Genomic DNA, 16,402 nt, shown 5'->3' with positions numbered 1-16,402 from the left:
CTAGCAGATTCAGTTTTTTATTTTTTGGGTTTTCTAATATAGCGTAGAGTACCATTTTTGACGTAACGTTGAAACTTTTGATACAGGGGATCAAAAATTTGTGGTTCAAGGTTGTTAGACATCATAACTTTGGGAAAGAAAAATCTTTCATCTCCCTGCAATGTCCCGTTAAGTGAACGGACAAGCGGACTTAGTTGTGATAGTTCTATTAATTGACCGTCATTCTGCATAATTTCAATTTGACTGTTAGCATTTTTGCCACTTGGTTTATAAGCGTCATAGGGTTCATCAAATGCAGAGTTAGTATCAGTATAATAATTAGGGTCAAAACCAGCTTGTTTTATTAAGGTTTTTAGCTTGGGCAACAAACTTTTAGTTTCTTCATCAATGCAAACACTGGCAAGCGGTCGTCTGAAAAGGTAACGTTTACTCAAATCAGCCAGGATGGGATCACTTGATTTAGTCCACATTGAAAAATTGGTTTCCATCACGCCGTCATCCAATTTGAGATAATCGGTAAGATCCCAATTTCCAGCTAAAAATTTTGCTAAGCTAGGTGTGACCGGCAAATTACCTTGTTGGTAGGCAATTTTTGCTCGTTCAAGTAAATGCTGCAAAATAACTTCCATTGAGCGTCCAACCCTATGAAAGTAGACTTGCTGGTACATTTGGTAACGGGAAACGATGTAGTCCTCAACAGCGTGCATTCCAGCCATAGTGAAGCAAATGCCATCACTATATGGACGAATTTCCTGTAAGATTCTGGACAAGTCAAATTCACCGTAAGTAACACCAGTAAAATAGGCATCACGTTTAAGATAATCCATCCGATCTGCATCAGCTTGGCTCGAAATCATTTTTACTACTTGGGGATTGGGGTACGTTTTTGCAATCACGCTGGCAACTAACGCAGGAAAGTTGGGCGAAACTTGGCTTAAGACATGGTTAATATCAGTGCTGGGGTCCGTAATAATTTTTTGCCCGATTTTTTCATGATCAGTTCCAAAAAGATGCTCAAATGTGTGAGAATAGGGCCCGTGACCAATATCGTGAAGAAGACCAGCACATTCCACTAAAAGCCTGTTATTGTCATCCCAAAGTCCATCACCTGAGCGTCTTGAAGGATACTTTTTGGCAAAAATATTACAAATGCGGCGAGTTAATTCATAAACACCCAAGTTATGTTCAAAGCGGGTATGAGTAGCACCGGGAAAAACATAGGCAATCGGTCCTAACTGCTTGATACGACGCATGCGCTGAAATTCTTTAGTCTTTAAAATGTCCAGAATAACCTGATCTTCAATGTGAATGTATTCGTGTACCGGATCTCTTAAAACTACTTCTTTAGCTAGTCTATTACTATGAAAGTTTGGCATGTATATCCCCTATAGCTATTTAACAAATCTGCTTAAAATGTTATTAATTACTTAAATTATAGCAAATTTAAGCCGTATAGTTTAACTTGTTTGTCTTTTTCGCGTTTTTTATTAAAATTAAATAATAAATTTTGCTAGTTTGAGCAATTGTGAGCATAATTGTAAGTGCATAAATAAACAAAAAGAGATAGGTGAGTTAATGAATTATATAGGTGATAAACTTAAAAATTTGCGCCAACAATTGGGATTAACACAAACAGAAATGGCAGCTGGTGTTATTTCTGTGTCCTTTTACTCTAAAGTGGAGCGGGGTTTGAATGATATTGGGGTAAATGACTTTTTAGAAATTTTGAAAAGTCATGATGTTACCCCTAAGGAATTCTTCGGTGACATTACAAGTGAAGAAAATAATGAAAAGAAATTAAATGACTTATTCGATAGATTTATAAAAGTTGCAACAGAAGATAATGATGTCGAGATTAATAAAGTAATCAAAGACCTGGATAAGATAAAAATACAGACTCCGTCTATTAAGTTTACTAAATTAGCAGCCAAATTAATTGCGAACACTCATGACAAGAAAGCAATTAGAAGGTTAACGTCGAAACAAAAAAATCAGATTAAGAAAATGATTTTCCAAAAAGACACTGATGGAAATGAATATTATCGTATTGTGATACTAGCGAATATCATTCGAATATATAGCATTGAAGAAGCAACTTTCTTAGTTAAAAATATTATTAGGCGTTATAGTAATTCTGGAAATCTTGAAAATAAGATTGAGGTAGCTTTAAGTGTATTAATGGTTAACTATGTTAACTGGTGTATAGAATTGGGAAAATTTAATTTTTGTTATGAGCCACTAAATTTTCTAAAAAAATTACCTGAAAAAATGGACTTGGCTTTTGCCAAAATATTGGGGTTATATTTTGGTGACCTTGTGGGTAATAAAAATGATGAAGCCAATGAAATTAGAGTTATTTTAAATAAGGCTGGATACTCCATTTTTGTTGATAAGATAGTTAAATAGTTTTTCAAATATGAAAATATACTTGTAAATAGTGTTATTAGTAGTAGGATAAATTATATTAACAATGTTGATTAAAAAGGAGATATATTATGGACTTATTAAGAGATGTAATTGTCATCTTACCTGATCATCCAGGTTAGATTTATAATTACTTTAATTTATTAAGTAATTAAACTTTAATTGAGTTTGATGCAAAAAAATCAAAAAGTTTATACCTAGTTTATATAACCTATATTTTTGTATTAATTTAAAAAATATAGGTTATAAACTATTAAATAAAAGAGCAAAAGTATTTTTGCTCTTTTTTTTGCATCTTCCTTTTTATGATAATTTAAACAATTTTAGCATTATAAATTAATTGAAAATGAGATTTTAATTTAAGATTAATTATGATACACTTATTTACATACAGCTTTTGTTAAAGCAAGTCACATAAACTATGAAATAAAAAACTTATAGGTCACATTACTATGAAAAATCTATTTAAATACGTTAAACAAGAACCGGGAAAAGTGACAGTGGTAGTTATTTTACAACTGATTTGTTCTGTTTTTCGGGTGCTTAATTCATTAATTAATGTTTTCATTTTGAATAGCTTGATAAAGCTTGACTTTCAAGCTTTTTTTAAGTACATTTTGCTCAATATTTTACTATTTTTGGTAATGACCATTTTTCTAATTAGTGAGCAGGTTTTAAGTGTAAAAACGGTTCAATTTCTAAGTTTAAGATTACGGCAAGACATTATTTTGCACTTAGAGAACTATCCGGTTTCACGTTTTGAACAACATGATACTGGAGTTTACACCTCGTGGCTGACTAATGATATGAATTTAGTCGAAGAAAATGGCTTTACCAATTTATTCTCAGTGGTGCAAATTTTTGGCGATTCAGTTTTCTCTTTAATTGCTTTGCTCAAATTTAACTGGACTTTTCTACCATTAGTAGTCATTTTAACCTTTTTTACTTTAGGATTGCCGCAACTTGTGCGTAAAAAAGTTGCCAGCAGCAACTTCACTACTAGTAAGGAAAATGAAAAAGTAGTTAATGTTATTAATGATTGCCTGCAAGGCTTTGCCACTTATAATATTTTTACCGCTGAACAGCAAATAGAAAAGCGGATTACTAGCGCCGTTAAAAAGTTAATTGGGGCAAAAGTTCGGCAAGCAAAGTATAGTTCATATAATAACAGTATAGCTGGCGCCAGCAATGTTATTAGTCAAGTAGCTATTCAGGCTTGGACAGGTTTTCTGATTTTAGAAAAGCAGGTAACTATTGGGGTAATTAATTCATCTACTTCGCTGGCCTTTAATGTTTTTAATTCATTAGCTGTTATTGCACCGATTTTGACTGAGTTGCAGGCACTCAATCCGATTTTTAGCAAATATCAATTAGATGAATCGATTAAAGCTAATATTCAAAGTGGTAGAGAAATTGCTACTATCAATATTTCAGCTAAAAATTTACAAATTGCATATCATCCAGATAAACCAGTATTTAAAAAACCACTTAATTTTACGATAGATGACGGGCAAAAAATTGCGGTGGATGGCGAATCGGGCAGTGGCAAGAGTACTCTTCTAAAAATTTTGGCTGGTCGTTTAACCGATTATACGGGAGAACTTGAATTAGATAATACTGAATATAAAAATATTGCTAATAGTACCTTACGCGCCAATATAGTTTACATTGATCAAACTGCGTATCTTTTTAATGATACAGTACGCTATAATCTGGAACTCGGTCAACATTTTACTGATGAAGAAATAAAATCTGCACTGGAAAAGGCTGATTTATGGGACTTTGTGAGCTCTTTGCCGCAAAAGTTAGACACTCAAGTTGGCGAAGGTGGTGCTAGTTTGTCTGGCGGACAAAAGCAGCGTTTGGCACTAGCTCGCGGATTACTTAGAAATCGCAAATTATACTTGCTTGACGAATCTACAAGTAGCTTGGACAAAGCAGGCGCAATTAAAGTAGAAAATGATTTCTTAGCTCAGCCTGAAATAACCGTTGTTTTTGTTAGTCACCAGTTACACGAAGAAAATAAAGATAAATTTGACCAAATCATCACCGTTTAAGTTATTAAAAAGTCGCTTATGTAATTAGGTGATTGACTTTAATATGAATCGGCACCATTTAAACAATAAAAGAAGCTGTCAAAGACTCGCTCAATAAGGCAGAGAGAAAGTAATAGATTTGCATACGCACCTGTAAAATGCATTATTTGCAGAAGTGCTTGCTATATTAAAAGCTATAACTATTTAAGATAAGATATATTTTTAAAAGACGAAGTAGTTTCGTCTTTTTTGTTTGTTAAAAATCTCTCACTTTTGTTACCTCGCCAGCATTAAAATTTTTCAAACCCTCTTCAGTTTCTAAGACTAAATTTGCCTGTGGCGTTAAGTCTGTCACTTTCCCCTTTATTTTTTGTTTGCCGAGTGCCAGTACTACGTCATTATTCATTAGTGCAAGCTTTTTTTTGTATTCAGGCAAAAAATTGATTTGATCAAAATGAGGAATAAATTCTAATAAATTTTCTGTAATTTGAGCGATAAATTGACAAATTTGCTTTTCACTTGCAATTTTTGTTAGTAAGTTGCCAGCAGTCTTTAATTCATTATTCAAATGGTCTTGGTAAAGATTGCAGCCAATCCCAATAATGGCAACTTGGGGTTGTGGTACTTCAACCAAAATACCAGCTATTTTTTTCCCTTTAAAAAGCAGATCATTCACCCACTTGAATTGAGTATCTAGATGAAATATCTCTTTAATAGCCAAATGCAGTTGCCATGCAATACCGGTAGTTAATAATCCTTGATTCTGCCAGTTCAATTGCGGCACCTTAATTACTAGTGATAGATAGATACCACCTTTTTGTGAAATAAAGTACCGACTTTGTTTACCGTAGCCAGAGGTTTGCTCATCACTTCCGTATAGCACGGGACCTAAATATCCCTTAGAAGCTAGTTTTTGTTTTGCATACAAATTTGTGGAATTAATACTTCTCCACCAATTAATTTCTAGTTGAAATTTGGTTAACAATATTTTTAGATTTTCTTCTCTTTTTAAGCTGTTCATTAATAATCTATCCTTATACCTAATTTAATTTGATAAATACTTTGATATTCAAACTATTTATTTTTAGAGTTTTATAAAAACACTTGCCTTAATATCGTAAATAAACTAATATTGCAAAATAGAGTTTGACATTTAATAAATAATACCATATCATACTCTAATAATTTATTTTGAATATAAAAGTATTTAAAGGAGATGCTGATAGTTAATATAAAGCAAAATTATTTGAATTAAAAAGTTTAATTATGGCTTTATATATGTTAAAAAATATGTTTATCCTTATGGATTATATAGTTGAGTAAGAGGTGATGCTATTGGAGACAAGTTTAAAACGCATCAATAATCTTTTGTCTACAGTTTATTCGGATATTATGAAAGTCGAAGAACGTGAATTGCGAAAAAGTGAATTTAAAGACATTTCACTAAGAGAATTACACGCAATCGATGCGATTACTATGTATGAACACAAGACCAGTTCCCAAGTAGCAAGTGAATTGATGGTAACAGCGGGTTCGCTGTCAACTATGGTTAATAACTTGGTTCGTAAGGGCTATGTAATACGAATAAATGGTGAAGATGACAGAAGGATAATTCGGCTGGGTTTAACTAGTCGTGGTCGCTTGATTTATCGGGCGCACGATTCATTTCACCGCCATATGGTAAAAAAGTTTATTGCAGGTTTTGATAATGAACAGGTGGCAATTATTGAACGTGCGCTGTTGAACTTGCGTGCTTTTCTTGAGTTTCCGGCAAGAATTGATAATAAAAGGAGCATTAACTGATGAGTTTAAGAATTAGTCAAACTGCTCATTATGTTCCCCCTAAGGTAATTACCAATGATGACTTAGCGGAGATAATGACTACCTCAGATGAATGGATATCTTCAAGAACCGGAATTAAAGAACGTCATGTAGTTCAAGATGAGCAGACTTCTGATTTGGCTTTAACTGTTGCTCAACTACTGTTGCAAAGAGCTAATCTCAAACCTGAACAACTAGATTTTATTATTGTGGCAACTATGTCGCCTGATTATCTGACACCTTCAACTGCAGCAATTGTGCAGGGGAAACTGCACGCTGGCAAAGCATTGGCATTTGATATTAATGCAGCGTGTTCTGGGTTTATCTATGCTTTAGCAATTGCAGATAAATTGCTAGCAGGACCATATCAGCGAGGATTAGTTATCGGAGCAGAAGTTTTGTCCAAGTTGATAGATTGGCAAGAGCGCTCAACCGCTGTTCTCTTTGGGGATGGCAGTGGGGGAGTGCTAGTTGAAAAAAGTTCTCAAGCAGAAGGAATAATTGCTGAAGATTTGGCAGCTTTTGGAGAACAAAGAACAAAATTGACTGCTGGATATCAAGCCTTGTGTTCACCGTATAGTTCAGATAGCAACTCTGTGCACAAAAAGTACTTCGAAATGGATGGTAGAGCTGTCTATAACTTTGCTACTCATGAAGTACCTAATTCCATTAGGCGAGTTATAGTTAAAGCAAACTGGGAACAAAATGATGTGCAGTGGTTTTTGCTCCATCAGGCAAATGGACGCATTATATCCGCAATAGCAAAGCATCTAAATATTCCTGCAGAAAAATTTTTGGAAAATATTGCAAAATATGGCAATACTTCTGCTGCCAGTGTGCCAATACTGTTGGATGAAGCAGTTAATTCTGGCATCATTAAACGCAAGCAAAAACTAATATTAAGTGGCTTTGGTGGTGGTCTGACGGTTGCCAGTATTGCCTTAAGTTTTTAAAAACGATAAAGATAATTTATTAAGAAAGAGAAATCAAATGACTGAAGAAGAAATTTTTAACAAAGTAAAAGAAATTATTGTTGCACAAACTGGAGAAGACGAAAGTGCTGTTACAGCTCAATCCAATATAAAAGATGATTTAAATGCTGACAGTCTGGACGTGTTTGAAGTGATTAATGAATTAGAAGATGAATTTGATATCAAGATCGAAAGTGAAGAAGGTATTGAAACAGTTCAGGATTTAGTCGATTTTGTTAAAAAACAACTGGCAGCGAAAGAAGGTTAACAAATGGAATTAAGTCCATTTATGAAAGAACTGGGTCTTAAATACCCAATTTTTCAAGGAGGTATGGCCTGGGTTGCAGATGGTAAGCTGGCAGCTGCTGTTTCAAATGCTGGTGGCTTAGGAATCATTGGTTCGGGCAATGCACCTGGCAGTGTTGTGGCTGACGAGATTGAATCAGCTAAATCACTAACAAAAAAGCCTTTTGGTGTCAATGTGATGTTGCTTTCACCTTATGCAGATGAAGTTGTCAAGGTTATTTTGGCAAATAAAGACAGTGTTGCAGTTGTTACTACTGGAGCGGGTAATCCGGCAAAATACATAGAAAAGTTAAAAGATGCTGGTATTAAAGTAATCCCAGTTGTTGGTTCCGTTGCTTTGGCCAGAATGATGGAACGTGTAGGTGTTGACGCTGTTGTGGCCGAAGGGATGGAATCAGGGGGTCATATCGGAAAATTAACGACGATGGCCCTTGTACCACAAGTTGTAGATGCAGTTAAAATTCCCGTAATTGCAGCTGGAGGAATAGGCGATGGTCGCGGTATGGCTGCTGCATTCATGTTGGGTGCTGAGGGCGTGCAAATGGGCACTCGTTTTTTAGTAGCAACTGAATCAAAGATACATCCCAATTATAAAAAAGCTGTTTTACGTGCCAAAGATGCCAGTACCTTAGTTACTGGTGAATATGCAGGCCATCCTTCACGGGTTTTAAAAAATAAGATGGCTAAAACATATATTGAACTTGAAAAAGAAGAGGCATTAAAGCCGCATCCTGATTACGACAAGTTGGAAGAACTGGGAACTGGTAGTCTGCGAAGGGCGGTAATTGAAGGCAATTCTGAAACTGGTTCATTTATGGCCGGAGAAATTGCAGGCATGGTAAAAAAGGAACAACCTGCAGCTGAAATTCTGGCTGAGGTTTATAGTCAAGCAGACAAATTACTAAATGGGGAAAGATAAGCAAATGATTTGTTTACTATTTAGTGGTCAAGGGGCTCAAAAAACTGGTCTGACATATGATTTATACCAAACTGAACCGCACTACCGGAAAATCATCGCTAAAGCAAGTGATATATTGCAGTTAGATCTCGCGGAATTATTATTTGACCCAGATAAAGCAAATGAGCTGGCGCAAACCCGTTATTCTCAACCCACTATTTTGACAATGAGTTACGGCTTGTACCAAATTCTTAGTGAAAATGCTGATTTTAAAAAATTAGGCATCGGACTTAGCCTGGGTGAATATAGCGGTCTTGCTTGTGCCAATTACTTAGAATTTGAGTCAGCACTTCGCTTGATAAAAAGACGCGGTGAACTTATGCAGCAAGCAAGCAGTCAAAATCCAGGAATTATGGTGGCTGTCATGAAGAGTTCTTTAGCAAATGTTGAATTAGCTGTAAAAGATGCCCAAAAAATAGGTCTGATTGGGATAGCAAATGTTAATACTCCTAATCAAATTGTTGTTGGTGGTGAAAAAGATGCAGTTCAAAATTTGCGTGAACAACTTGAAAAAGACGGTGCGCGTGTAGTTCCACTAAAAGTAAGCGGTGCTTTTCACACACCATTAATGAAATCAATTCAAGCAGCTTTGAAAACTGAATTGAACAAAGTTGATTGGCATAATGGCACGTTTCCAATTTATAGCACTACGACCCAAAAAGAGTTTGCACCTGACAACCTTGTTTCGACTTTGACGGAGCAGCTAGTTTCGACTACCTATTTTGCAAAAACTTTGGCTCAGCATAGTCAAGATATAACTGCGGTTGTTGAATTAGGACCAGGTAAAACTTTGCTTTCTTTTGCACGAAAAATTCTTAAAGGAATTCCAACCTATCAAACAGATAGTGTGACAAATATGCAAGAAACAATTTCTGCTTTAAAGGAGTTTAATTCATGAAGTTAAAAGATAGTGTGGTCTTGGTCACTGGTAGTTCACGCGGTATTGGCCTGGCAATTGCTCAAGCTTTTGCCAAACAGGAAGCAAAAATAGTTTTAAACGCCCGCAAACCAATTAGTTCTGAAGTCATCGACCAGTTTGAAAAAGATCATGTTGAAGTAATGGATATTAGCGCAGATGTTACAAAAGAAGAAGATGTGAAAGAAATGATTACCAAAATTATCAATCATTTTGAACATCTAGATGTTGTGGTCAATAATGCTGGTATTGTCAAAGACGGACTGCTCAATCGCATGTCTAAAGCAGACTTTCAAAGTGTAGTTAACACCAATTTGATTGGCACCTTTAATGTTACTAAACAGTCACTGAGACCGATGTATAAGCAGAGAAATGGCTGTTTTATTAACTTATCGAGTGTAGTTGGTTTAACAGGTAACATTGGTCAGGCTAATTATGCCGCTAGTAAAGCAGGAATTATTGGCTTAACTAAGTCTGTTGCTAAAGAAGCAGCGCTGCGCAATTTACGCTGTAACGCCATTGCTCCAGGAATGATTGATACACAAATGACCAGAAATCTTAGTGAAAAAATCCAACAGCAATTAGTTAAGGAAATTCCGCTGAAACGTTTGGGACAAATTGAAGAAATAGCACAAACCGCAGTTTTTTTAGCCCAAAATGACTATATTACTGGCCAAACAATAACTGTAGACGGCGGATTGACAATGCAGTAAGGAGTAAGTAATGACAAGAGTAGTAATTACAGGTTTGGGTGCCTTAACACCTATTGGTAATAACGTTACCAGTTTTGAAGCTGGACTCAATAGTCAAAAAATTGGTTTTGAGCCGATCACTTATTTTGATGCTGGTACAAGTGGAGTTACACTGGCTGGGCAACTGGATAATTTTGACCCCTTGCTTTTTTTAACTAAAAAAGATACCAAACGCATGGACGCATTCACACTATACGCGATGTATTCAACTGCACAAGCCATGGAACAAGCAGGAATTGATGATAAAAATACCAATAGTGAACGTTTTGGCGTAATTTGGGGCACGGGAATTGGTGGATTAACTACCATTCAGGAACAAGTCATTAAATGGCACGAAAAAGGCCTGGATCGGGTTTCGCCAATGTTTATTCCTACTTCAATTGCTAACATGGCAGCAGGCAATATTTCTATTCGCTATCATGCTCAAGGAATCAGTACCACAATTGTGACTGCCTGTGCTTCCAGTACAAATGCAATTGGTGAAGCTTTCAGACAGATAAAAGATGGCTATGCTGATGTTATGATTGCCGGTGGCTCAGAAGCCGCAATCAATGAAAGTGGGATAGCCGGTTTTGCTGCAATTTCAACATTGTCCACGACAACGGATCCTGAAAAAGCAAGTATTCCCTTTGATCAAAATCGTAACGGTTTTGTGATGGGAGAAGGTGCTGGCTCTCTTGTTTTAGAATCGCTAGAACATGCTCAAAGTCGCGGCGCACATATTTTAGGTGAAATTGTCGGTTATGGGACGAGTTCCGATGCACACCATATTACTTCTCCTGATCCAAGTGGTAGTCAGGCTGCAAGAGCTATGGAACTGGCTCTTAGTGAAGCTCAGGTCAGCCCTGAGCAAGTGGGCTATATCAATGCTCATGGGACAAGTACCAAAGCAAATGATTGGGCTGAGTCTAAAGCAATTAATCAGGTTTTTGGTCAGAATAGCAATGTCCTTGTTTCGAGTACTAAAAGCATGACGGGTCATTTACTAGGAGCAGCAGGAGCTATTGAAGCTATTGCCACAATTTTGGCACTTAATTCAGGATTATTGCCGATAAATGTAGGAGTAACCCAGCAAGACCCCGAGTGCAAAGTTAATTTGGTCAACAAACAAAATTGTCAACAAAAAATAGATTATGCCATTAGCAATTCATTTGGTTTTGGTGGACATAATGCCGTGATCGCGTTAAAAAGGTGGAATGATTAAATGACTTTTGAAGAAATTGAAAAATTGATCGCAGAAATTAATCAAAGTGATATCACCAAACTGGATTTGGACTTTAAAGGTGGCCATATTAAGATTGACAAAAGTCAAGCTACACCGGTAGAAATTAGGGAAGAAAGGTCAAGTGGTCAACCAGCTGCTAAAGAGACGCTGGCAACTGCTCATCAACCACTTGGCAAGATAGCTGCACCTAAGGAGAAAACTTTAAAAATTAAGGCACCACTTGTTGGCATAGTTTATTTACAAGCAAGTCCAAAAAACCCTCAATATAAAAAGCCGGGTGATCATGTCAATAAAGGTGATGTGGTTTGCGTTATTGAAGCAATGAAAATGATGACTGAAATTAAAAGCGACTTTACAGGGACTATTGATAAAATTTTAGTTACAAATGAACAAGTGGTTGAATATGATCAACCACTGATCACGGTTATTCCAGAATGAAGGAAGCAAATATGAGTGAACCAAAAAAGTTACACACTTTAGATAGTTTGCAGATTCAGGCTATTTTGCCTCACCGATTCCCAATGCTGTTAATTGATCGGGTCTTAGATTATGAGCCTGGAAAATATGCTGTTGCTCAAAAGAATACCACAATTAACGAAAGCTATTTTCAGGGACATTTTCCGGGTAATCCGGTAATGCCGGGTGTTTTGATAACTGAGGCTTTGGCGCAAACTGGTGCAGTTGCATTGCTGACACTACCGGAATTTAAAGGAAAAACTGTCTATTTTGGTGGTATCAAGAATGCTCGCTTTAGAGCAATGGTTAAGCCGGGAGATACTTTGAATTTAGAAGTTAAGCTGGATAAGCTGCGTGGAAATGCCGGGATTGGTGAGGCCAAAGCAACTGTTAAAGATAAAGTTGCATGTACTGCTCAGTTAATTTTTGCAATTCAGTAAAGTGTGACATTATGTTTAAAAAAATTTTGATAGCGAATCGTGGAGAAATTGCTATAAGGATAATTCGAGCTTTACGCGAAATGGGAATTAAGTCAGTTGCTGTTTATTCAACGGCCGATAAACATGCCCAACATGTGAAAGAAGCTGATGAGGCAATATGTATTGGTTCTCCCCAACCAGCCGATTCGTATTTAAATATGCAAAATATTATCAGTGCGGCTGTCCTAACGGAAGCAGATGCAATTCATCCAGGATACGGTTTTTTATCAGAGAGTCCTGAATTTGCTCAAATGTGTGAAGAATGCCACCTGGTTTTTATTGGTCCCAAGTCAAAAACCATTTCTTTAATGGGAAATAAGGCTAACGCTCGGGAAATGATGCGCAAGAATAATATACCTGTTATTCCTGGAAGTGATGGGATTGTTAAAAATGCTGCAGCTGCAATCAAAATTGCAAATAAAGTGGGCTACCCCGTAATGCTCAAAGCCGTTGCAGGTGGTGGCGGAAAAGGAATAAGACGTGTGACTCAAGCTGCTGACTTAACTGAAGCATTTAACCAGGCACAAGAAGAAGCCAGAATTTCTTTTGGAGACGAAAGAATGTATCTGGAAAAAATTATTTCCCCAGCCAAACACGTCGAAGTACAGATCATGGCAGATAAAACAGGACATGTGGTGGCACTTCCCGAAAGAGACTGCTCAATGCAACGTCACCAGCAAAAAGTAATTGAAGAAACGCCTTGTTCACAAATCAGTGCAAAAGAAAGAGACTATTTGCAACAGATAACTGTTAAAGCAATAAAGGCAATAAATTATGAAAATGTCGGTACTATCGAATTTTTAATGGATCCTGACCATCATTTCTATTTTATGGAGATGAATACTAGGATTCAGGTTGAACATTCAATTACTGAAGAAGTTGCTCAGATTGATCTCGTTAAAGAACAGGTTAATATTGCTGCAGGCAAAGATTTGAGCATATCTCAAGAAGATGTGCATGTCCATGGTGCTGCAATTGAAGCCCGCATTAATGCAGAGGATCCTAGTAAAAATTTTTGCCCCCAGGCTGGTAAGATCGCAAAAATGGTATTGCCTAGTGGTTTAGGTATTAGGATTGAAAGTGGAGTTAACAGTGGGGATACCGTTTCACCATTTTACGATTCGATGATTGTCAAAATTATTGCACATGCAGCTAACAGGCAAATGGCAATTAAGCGTTTGATTGATGCACTAACAGAATTTGAGATTAAAGGTTTAGTTACTAACCGCGATTTTTTGATTGCTTTGCTTAATGATGATAAATTTCAGACCGGTACATATTTAACAACGTATATAGATCAAGAATTTTTACCCGATTATCTTCGGCAACTAAGACATAATGAAAAGGAAGCGCAGGTTAATGGCAATTAGATTTGCAAGTCATCCCCACAGTGCATTAAAAAAGTATCAGGAAAATGTTCCTAAAGGCATTTTTAGAATTTGCCCTAAATGTGGCAATAAATTTTATTTTCATCGTGCTGGTAAATATCAGCTGTGCCCTAATTGTGGCTACGGTTTTCGAGTGACTGCCAGAGCACGCTTGAAGATGTTGACAAAGGACTTTACGGAATGGGATGCAGATTTAGCAACTACTGATCCACTCGATTTTCCTGGTTATCAGGCTACAATTAAAAAAATGCAGTCCAAAACTAAACTTAAAGATGCGGTTTTAACTGGACAAGCAAATATTGCCGGTTACGAAACTGCTTTGGGTATTATGGATCCGGTGTTTATAATGGGCAGTCTAGGAACAGCCACTGGTGAGCGAATAACCCGCTTGTTTGAAAAAGCAACCGTAAAGAAATTACCTGTGGTTTTGTTCACTGCCTCAGGTGGTGCCAGAATGCAAGAGGGAATGCATTCATTAATGCAAATGGCTAAAATCTCGCAGGCAGTTAATGACCATCGCGCAGCACATTTAATTTATGTCAGCGTAATTATGGATCCAACAACTGGTGGTGTCACTGCCAGTTTTGCTTCGCAAGCAGACATTATTTTAGCTGAGCCTAAAGCTTTATTAGGCTTTGCTGGACGCAGAGTAATTGAACAGACTATTAATAAGAAACTGCCACCAGATTTTCAGACAGTTGAGAATGCTTACCAAAATGGCTTTATTGATAGTATTGTACCCCGAGATGAACAGGTAGCCAAACTTGGTCAGATACTTAAAATTTTTGTTGCAGAGAAATGGGAGGCTCAAGTTCATGGCGAATGATAAAATTTTAGCCATTATGGATGGGGCAAGAAGTGACTATAAAAGTAACATGCATCGTCTGGTAATTCAATTGTTTCCAGATTTTTTTGAAATGCACGGAGACCGCACAAGTAGTGATGATGCTGCAATAATCGCGGGTTTTGCAACCATAAAAGATATGAGTGTCTGCGTCATTGCAACTAATAAGGGACAAGAATTAAAAGAACGCATGGCAACTAATTTTGGCAGTCCCTTGCCCCAAGGTTATCGCAAAGCACAGCGGGTAATGAAAACAGCTGCCAAAATGAGTATTCCCATTGTCACTCTTATTAATACTCCAGGCGCCTATCCGGGAGCAGAAGCAGAAAAGAATGGTCAGGGACAGATTATTGCTGCTAATATTAGTGAGATGTTACAGTTAAAGGTACCAATTCTAACTATTATTATTGGTGAAGCCGGCTCAGGTGGAGCGTTGGCCTTGGCCTGCAGTGATGAAGTCTGGATGCTGGAACACAGCATGTATACAGTTTTGTCACCTGAAGGATTTGCCTCAATTATGTGGAAGGACGCCAAACTGGCCACAAAGGCTGCGGAAATAATGCACATTGAACCGGAGTGGTTAAAGAAGCAGGGCATAGTTGAACGGGTTTTGCCTGAACAAGTGTTAGAAAATCAAGCACAAGGATTAAAAGACTTAATAGGACAAAAGCTAAAAAAATTTCAAAGTGAAAATTTGGTAGATTTACTAGATAAAAGACATGCAAGATACCGCAAGTTCTAAAAGAATTTAACCTAATTAATAAAAAATATATTGCTTTAAATATTTAATTAGTTTCTAATTGAAATAGAATTTTAACGGAACTAGCGCGAAACGAGAAAAATTATGTTAGAAAAAAGTCCGTTGCATACTGGTGGGAATAATACTGGGAGCCTTAATAGCCAGCAAAATGAAAGCAAGAATTATAACAGTTGACTTGGCCTGGACTATTAGCGCCATACCGCTTATTTTGACGTTGTTTTCTTTAAAAAACATGTACTTCTTTGTACATTACTTTTTCTTTTTGGCCCTGCAACCAGTATTCATAATGTCCTTGAAGAATCTATTATTCAAACTTCGACCTCTGATAATTACTGAGCACGAGTTTTAACCACAATCAGAACTTTTGCCAATATTGGTGGGCCCGTTTCGTCAGTCGTTGCCAGAATAATTCTTGATCATGTTGGTGAAAAATTTATTATTGTTGTTTGTACAAGCCTAATTATAATTGGTGGTATTAATATTTTGCTGACAGTGCCTAAAAAACTAATTAGAGTAATTACTGGCATAATAAAATAATTTATTCTATAATGTTGTCTGCTAAAATGATATAAAAATAATGAGCTATTTTAGCTAATCAACCTGATTAGCTTTTTTATTGTAAAGAAATCAAATATATGACTAAAGTAAAAATTGATTTTACTAGTAGAATTATTCAAGGTAAAGAAAGTGAAACTTTTAAAAAACAAGCTCAAGGTAATCTAACTGAATCAGAGGGAGCTGTCAGAGTTTCATACTTGGAAGACAATCAAATTCCAGTTAAAATTTTAATTAGAGAAAATAATGTAATAATTAGGCGTGGAACTGATAAGAATAATTACTCGCAATTACATTTTATTGTTGGTGAGCGGATGAATTGCCGCTACATTGCGCAAGGTTATCAGATGGACTTACAAAGCACGACAAAATTTATTAAATTTTTCCCTAAAAATGATGGTTCACGTGAACTTCAGATTGAATATGACCTTTATAGTGGTCTATACTTAATAGGTAACTATACCATCACATTGATTTTTACTTGAACGCCTAGTAAAATAAAAAAGACTGT

Annotated in this window: 17 protein-coding genes; 15 read left to right on the top strand and 2 right to left on the bottom strand. The window is 36.4% G+C overall.

The annotated features are described in order from the left end of the window. Positions 1-17: 17 nt before the first annotated feature. On the bottom strand, positions 18-1,376 hold the full coding sequence (locus LACWKB8_RS07220) for an HD domain-containing protein (RefSeq protein ID WP_038523966.1): 1,359 nt from the start codon (positions 1,374-1,376) through the stop codon (positions 18-20). A 199-nt stretch (positions 1,377-1,575) separates the two neighbouring features. Here LACWKB8_RS07220 and LACWKB8_RS07215 point away from each other — a divergent pair, with 199 nt between their 5' ends. After that, complete coding sequence (locus tag LACWKB8_RS07215; protein WP_038523963.1) at positions 1,576-2,406, top strand: helix-turn-helix domain-containing protein; 831 nt, start codon at positions 1,576-1,578, stop codon at positions 2,404-2,406. A gap of 470 nt (positions 2,407-2,876) precedes the next feature. After that, positions 2,877-4,481 carry an ABC transporter ATP-binding protein gene (locus LACWKB8_RS07210; RefSeq protein WP_038523960.1) on the top strand — a complete coding sequence of 535 codons (1,605 nt, stop codon included), beginning with the start codon at positions 2,877-2,879 and terminating at the stop codon, positions 4,479-4,481. Between the two features lie 235 nt (positions 4,482-4,716). On the opposite strand, the gene LACWKB8_RS09030 is transcribed toward LACWKB8_RS07210, so the two are convergent. Beyond that, on the bottom strand, positions 4,717-5,481 hold the full coding sequence (locus tag LACWKB8_RS09030) for a biotin--[acetyl-CoA-carboxylase] ligase (protein WP_052059677.1): 765 nt from the start codon (positions 5,479-5,481) through the stop codon (positions 4,717-4,719). Positions 5,482-5,789: 308 nt separating this feature from the next. Here LACWKB8_RS09030 and LACWKB8_RS07200 point away from each other — a divergent pair, with 308 nt between their 5' ends. From LACWKB8_RS07200 to LACWKB8_RS07140, 13 genes are all read left to right on the top strand, one after another. After that, complete coding sequence (locus LACWKB8_RS07200; protein ID WP_082229356.1) at positions 5,790-6,263, top strand: MarR family winged helix-turn-helix transcriptional regulator; 474 nt, start codon at positions 5,790-5,792, stop codon at positions 6,261-6,263. After that, positions 6,263-7,234, top strand: a complete 972-nt coding sequence (locus LACWKB8_RS07195; protein ID WP_038523957.1) for a beta-ketoacyl-ACP synthase III — start codon at positions 6,263-6,265, stop codon at positions 7,232-7,234. Before LACWKB8_RS07200 ends, LACWKB8_RS07195 begins: the two co-directional genes overlap by 1 nt. 37 nt (positions 7,235-7,271) lie before the next feature. Next, positions 7,272-7,520 carry an acyl carrier protein gene (locus LACWKB8_RS07190; RefSeq protein WP_038523954.1) on the top strand — a complete coding sequence of 83 codons (249 nt, stop codon included), beginning with the start codon at positions 7,272-7,274 and terminating at the stop codon, positions 7,518-7,520. 3 nt (positions 7,521-7,523) lie between these two features. Next, entirely contained in the window at positions 7,524-8,477 is a 954-nt protein-coding gene (gene fabK / locus LACWKB8_RS07185; RefSeq protein ID WP_038523951.1) for an enoyl-[acyl-carrier-protein] reductase FabK, read from the top strand. Then, the gene (locus LACWKB8_RS07180; protein WP_082229355.1) at positions 8,464-9,414 is read left to right on the top strand and encodes an ACP S-malonyltransferase; all 951 of its coding nucleotides are present in this window, start codon (positions 8,464-8,466) and stop codon (positions 9,412-9,414) included. Before fabK ends, LACWKB8_RS07180 begins: the two co-directional genes overlap by 14 nt. Then, complete coding sequence (gene fabG / locus LACWKB8_RS07175; RefSeq protein WP_038523946.1) at positions 9,411-10,145, top strand: 3-oxoacyl-[acyl-carrier-protein] reductase; 735 nt, start codon at positions 9,411-9,413, stop codon at positions 10,143-10,145. Before LACWKB8_RS07180 ends, fabG begins: the two co-directional genes overlap by 4 nt. Before the next feature lie 10 nt (positions 10,146-10,155). Continuing rightward, positions 10,156-11,388 (top strand): beta-ketoacyl-ACP synthase II, encoded by a 1,233-nt coding sequence (gene fabF / locus LACWKB8_RS07170; protein WP_038523943.1) that lies wholly within the window; start codon positions 10,156-10,158, stop codon positions 11,386-11,388. Continuing rightward, positions 11,389-11,847: an acetyl-CoA carboxylase biotin carboxyl carrier protein gene (gene accB / locus LACWKB8_RS07165; RefSeq protein WP_038523940.1), complete on the top strand. Its 459-nt coding sequence runs from the start codon at positions 11,389-11,391 to the stop codon at positions 11,845-11,847. It begins immediately after the preceding gene. A gap of 11 nt (positions 11,848-11,858) precedes the next feature. Then, positions 11,859-12,305: a 3-hydroxyacyl-ACP dehydratase FabZ gene (gene fabZ / locus LACWKB8_RS07160; RefSeq protein ID WP_038523938.1), complete on the top strand. Its 447-nt coding sequence runs from the start codon at positions 11,859-11,861 to the stop codon at positions 12,303-12,305. Between the two features lie 11 nt (positions 12,306-12,316). Continuing rightward, positions 12,317-13,714, top strand: coding sequence for an acetyl/propionyl/methylcrotonyl-CoA carboxylase subunit alpha (locus LACWKB8_RS07155; protein WP_038523935.1), 1,398 nt, complete (start codon positions 12,317-12,319; stop codon positions 13,712-13,714). Next, the gene (locus tag LACWKB8_RS07150; RefSeq protein ID WP_038523933.1) at positions 13,704-14,558 is read left to right on the top strand and encodes an acetyl-CoA carboxylase carboxyltransferase subunit beta; all 855 of its coding nucleotides are present in this window, start codon (positions 13,704-13,706) and stop codon (positions 14,556-14,558) included. Before LACWKB8_RS07155 ends, LACWKB8_RS07150 begins: the two co-directional genes overlap by 11 nt. Next, positions 14,548-15,318, top strand: coding sequence for a carboxyl transferase domain-containing protein (locus LACWKB8_RS07145; RefSeq protein ID WP_038523929.1), 771 nt, complete (start codon positions 14,548-14,550; stop codon positions 15,316-15,318). The genes LACWKB8_RS07150 and LACWKB8_RS07145 overlap by 11 nt, the downstream gene beginning before the upstream one ends. Positions 15,319-15,971: 653 nt before the next feature. Then, positions 15,972-16,376 carry a DUF1934 domain-containing protein gene (locus LACWKB8_RS07140; protein ID WP_038523927.1) on the top strand — a complete coding sequence of 135 codons (405 nt, stop codon included), beginning with the start codon at positions 15,972-15,974 and terminating at the stop codon, positions 16,374-16,376. The last annotated feature ends 26 nt before the right edge of the window (positions 16,377-16,402 follow it).

Origin of the sequence: Lactobacillus sp. wkB8 (assembly GCF_000761135.1) — a bacterium.
Classification (GTDB): domain Bacteria; phylum Bacillota; class Bacilli; order Lactobacillales; family Lactobacillaceae; genus Lactobacillus; species Lactobacillus helsingborgensis.
Note: the sequence above shows the minus strand (reverse complement) of the source record. Positions and strands in the feature narration are given on the sequence as shown.

Bases quoted from the DNA above. Each gene is read 5' to 3' on its own strand.
- fabK (WP_038523951.1), top strand. From the start codon at position 7,524: ATGGAATTAAGTCCATTTATGAAAGAACTGGGTCTTAAATACCCAATT.
- LACWKB8_RS07140 (WP_038523927.1), top strand. From the start codon at position 15,972: ATGACTAAAGTAAAAATTGATTTTACTAGTAGAATTATTCAAGGTAAA.
- LACWKB8_RS07200 (WP_082229356.1), top strand. From the start codon at position 5,790: ATGCTATTGGAGACAAGTTTAAAACGCATCAATAATCTTTTGTCTACA.
- fabG (WP_038523946.1), top strand. From the start codon at position 9,411: ATGAAGTTAAAAGATAGTGTGGTCTTGGTCACTGGTAGTTCACGCGGT.
- LACWKB8_RS07215 (WP_038523963.1), top strand. From the start codon at position 1,576: ATGAATTATATAGGTGATAAACTTAAAAATTTGCGCCAACAATTGGGA.
- fabF (WP_038523943.1), top strand. From the start codon at position 10,156: ATGACAAGAGTAGTAATTACAGGTTTGGGTGCCTTAACACCTATTGGT.
- fabZ (WP_038523938.1), top strand. From the start codon at position 11,859: ATGAGTGAACCAAAAAAGTTACACACTTTAGATAGTTTGCAGATTCAG.
- LACWKB8_RS07150 (WP_038523933.1), top strand. From the start codon at position 13,704: ATGGCAATTAGATTTGCAAGTCATCCCCACAGTGCATTAAAAAAGTAT.
- accB (WP_038523940.1), top strand. From the start codon at position 11,389: ATGACTTTTGAAGAAATTGAAAAATTGATCGCAGAAATTAATCAAAGT.
- LACWKB8_RS09030 (WP_052059677.1), bottom strand. From the start codon at position 5,481: ATGAACAGCTTAAAAAGAGAAGAAAATCTAAAAATATTGTTAACCAAA.
- LACWKB8_RS07220 (WP_038523966.1), bottom strand. From the start codon at position 1,376: ATGCCAAACTTTCATAGTAATAGACTAGCTAAAGAAGTAGTTTTAAGA.
- LACWKB8_RS07195 (WP_038523957.1), top strand. From the start codon at position 6,263: ATGAGTTTAAGAATTAGTCAAACTGCTCATTATGTTCCCCCTAAGGTA.
- LACWKB8_RS07145 (WP_038523929.1), top strand. From the start codon at position 14,548: ATGGCGAATGATAAAATTTTAGCCATTATGGATGGGGCAAGAAGTGAC.
- LACWKB8_RS07155 (WP_038523935.1), top strand. From the start codon at position 12,317: ATGTTTAAAAAAATTTTGATAGCGAATCGTGGAGAAATTGCTATAAGG.
- LACWKB8_RS07180 (WP_082229355.1), top strand. From the start codon at position 8,464: ATGGGGAAAGATAAGCAAATGATTTGTTTACTATTTAGTGGTCAAGGG.
- LACWKB8_RS07210 (WP_038523960.1), top strand. From the start codon at position 2,877: ATGAAAAATCTATTTAAATACGTTAAACAAGAACCGGGAAAAGTGACA.
- LACWKB8_RS07190 (WP_038523954.1), top strand. From the start codon at position 7,272: ATGACTGAAGAAGAAATTTTTAACAAAGTAAAAGAAATTATTGTTGCA.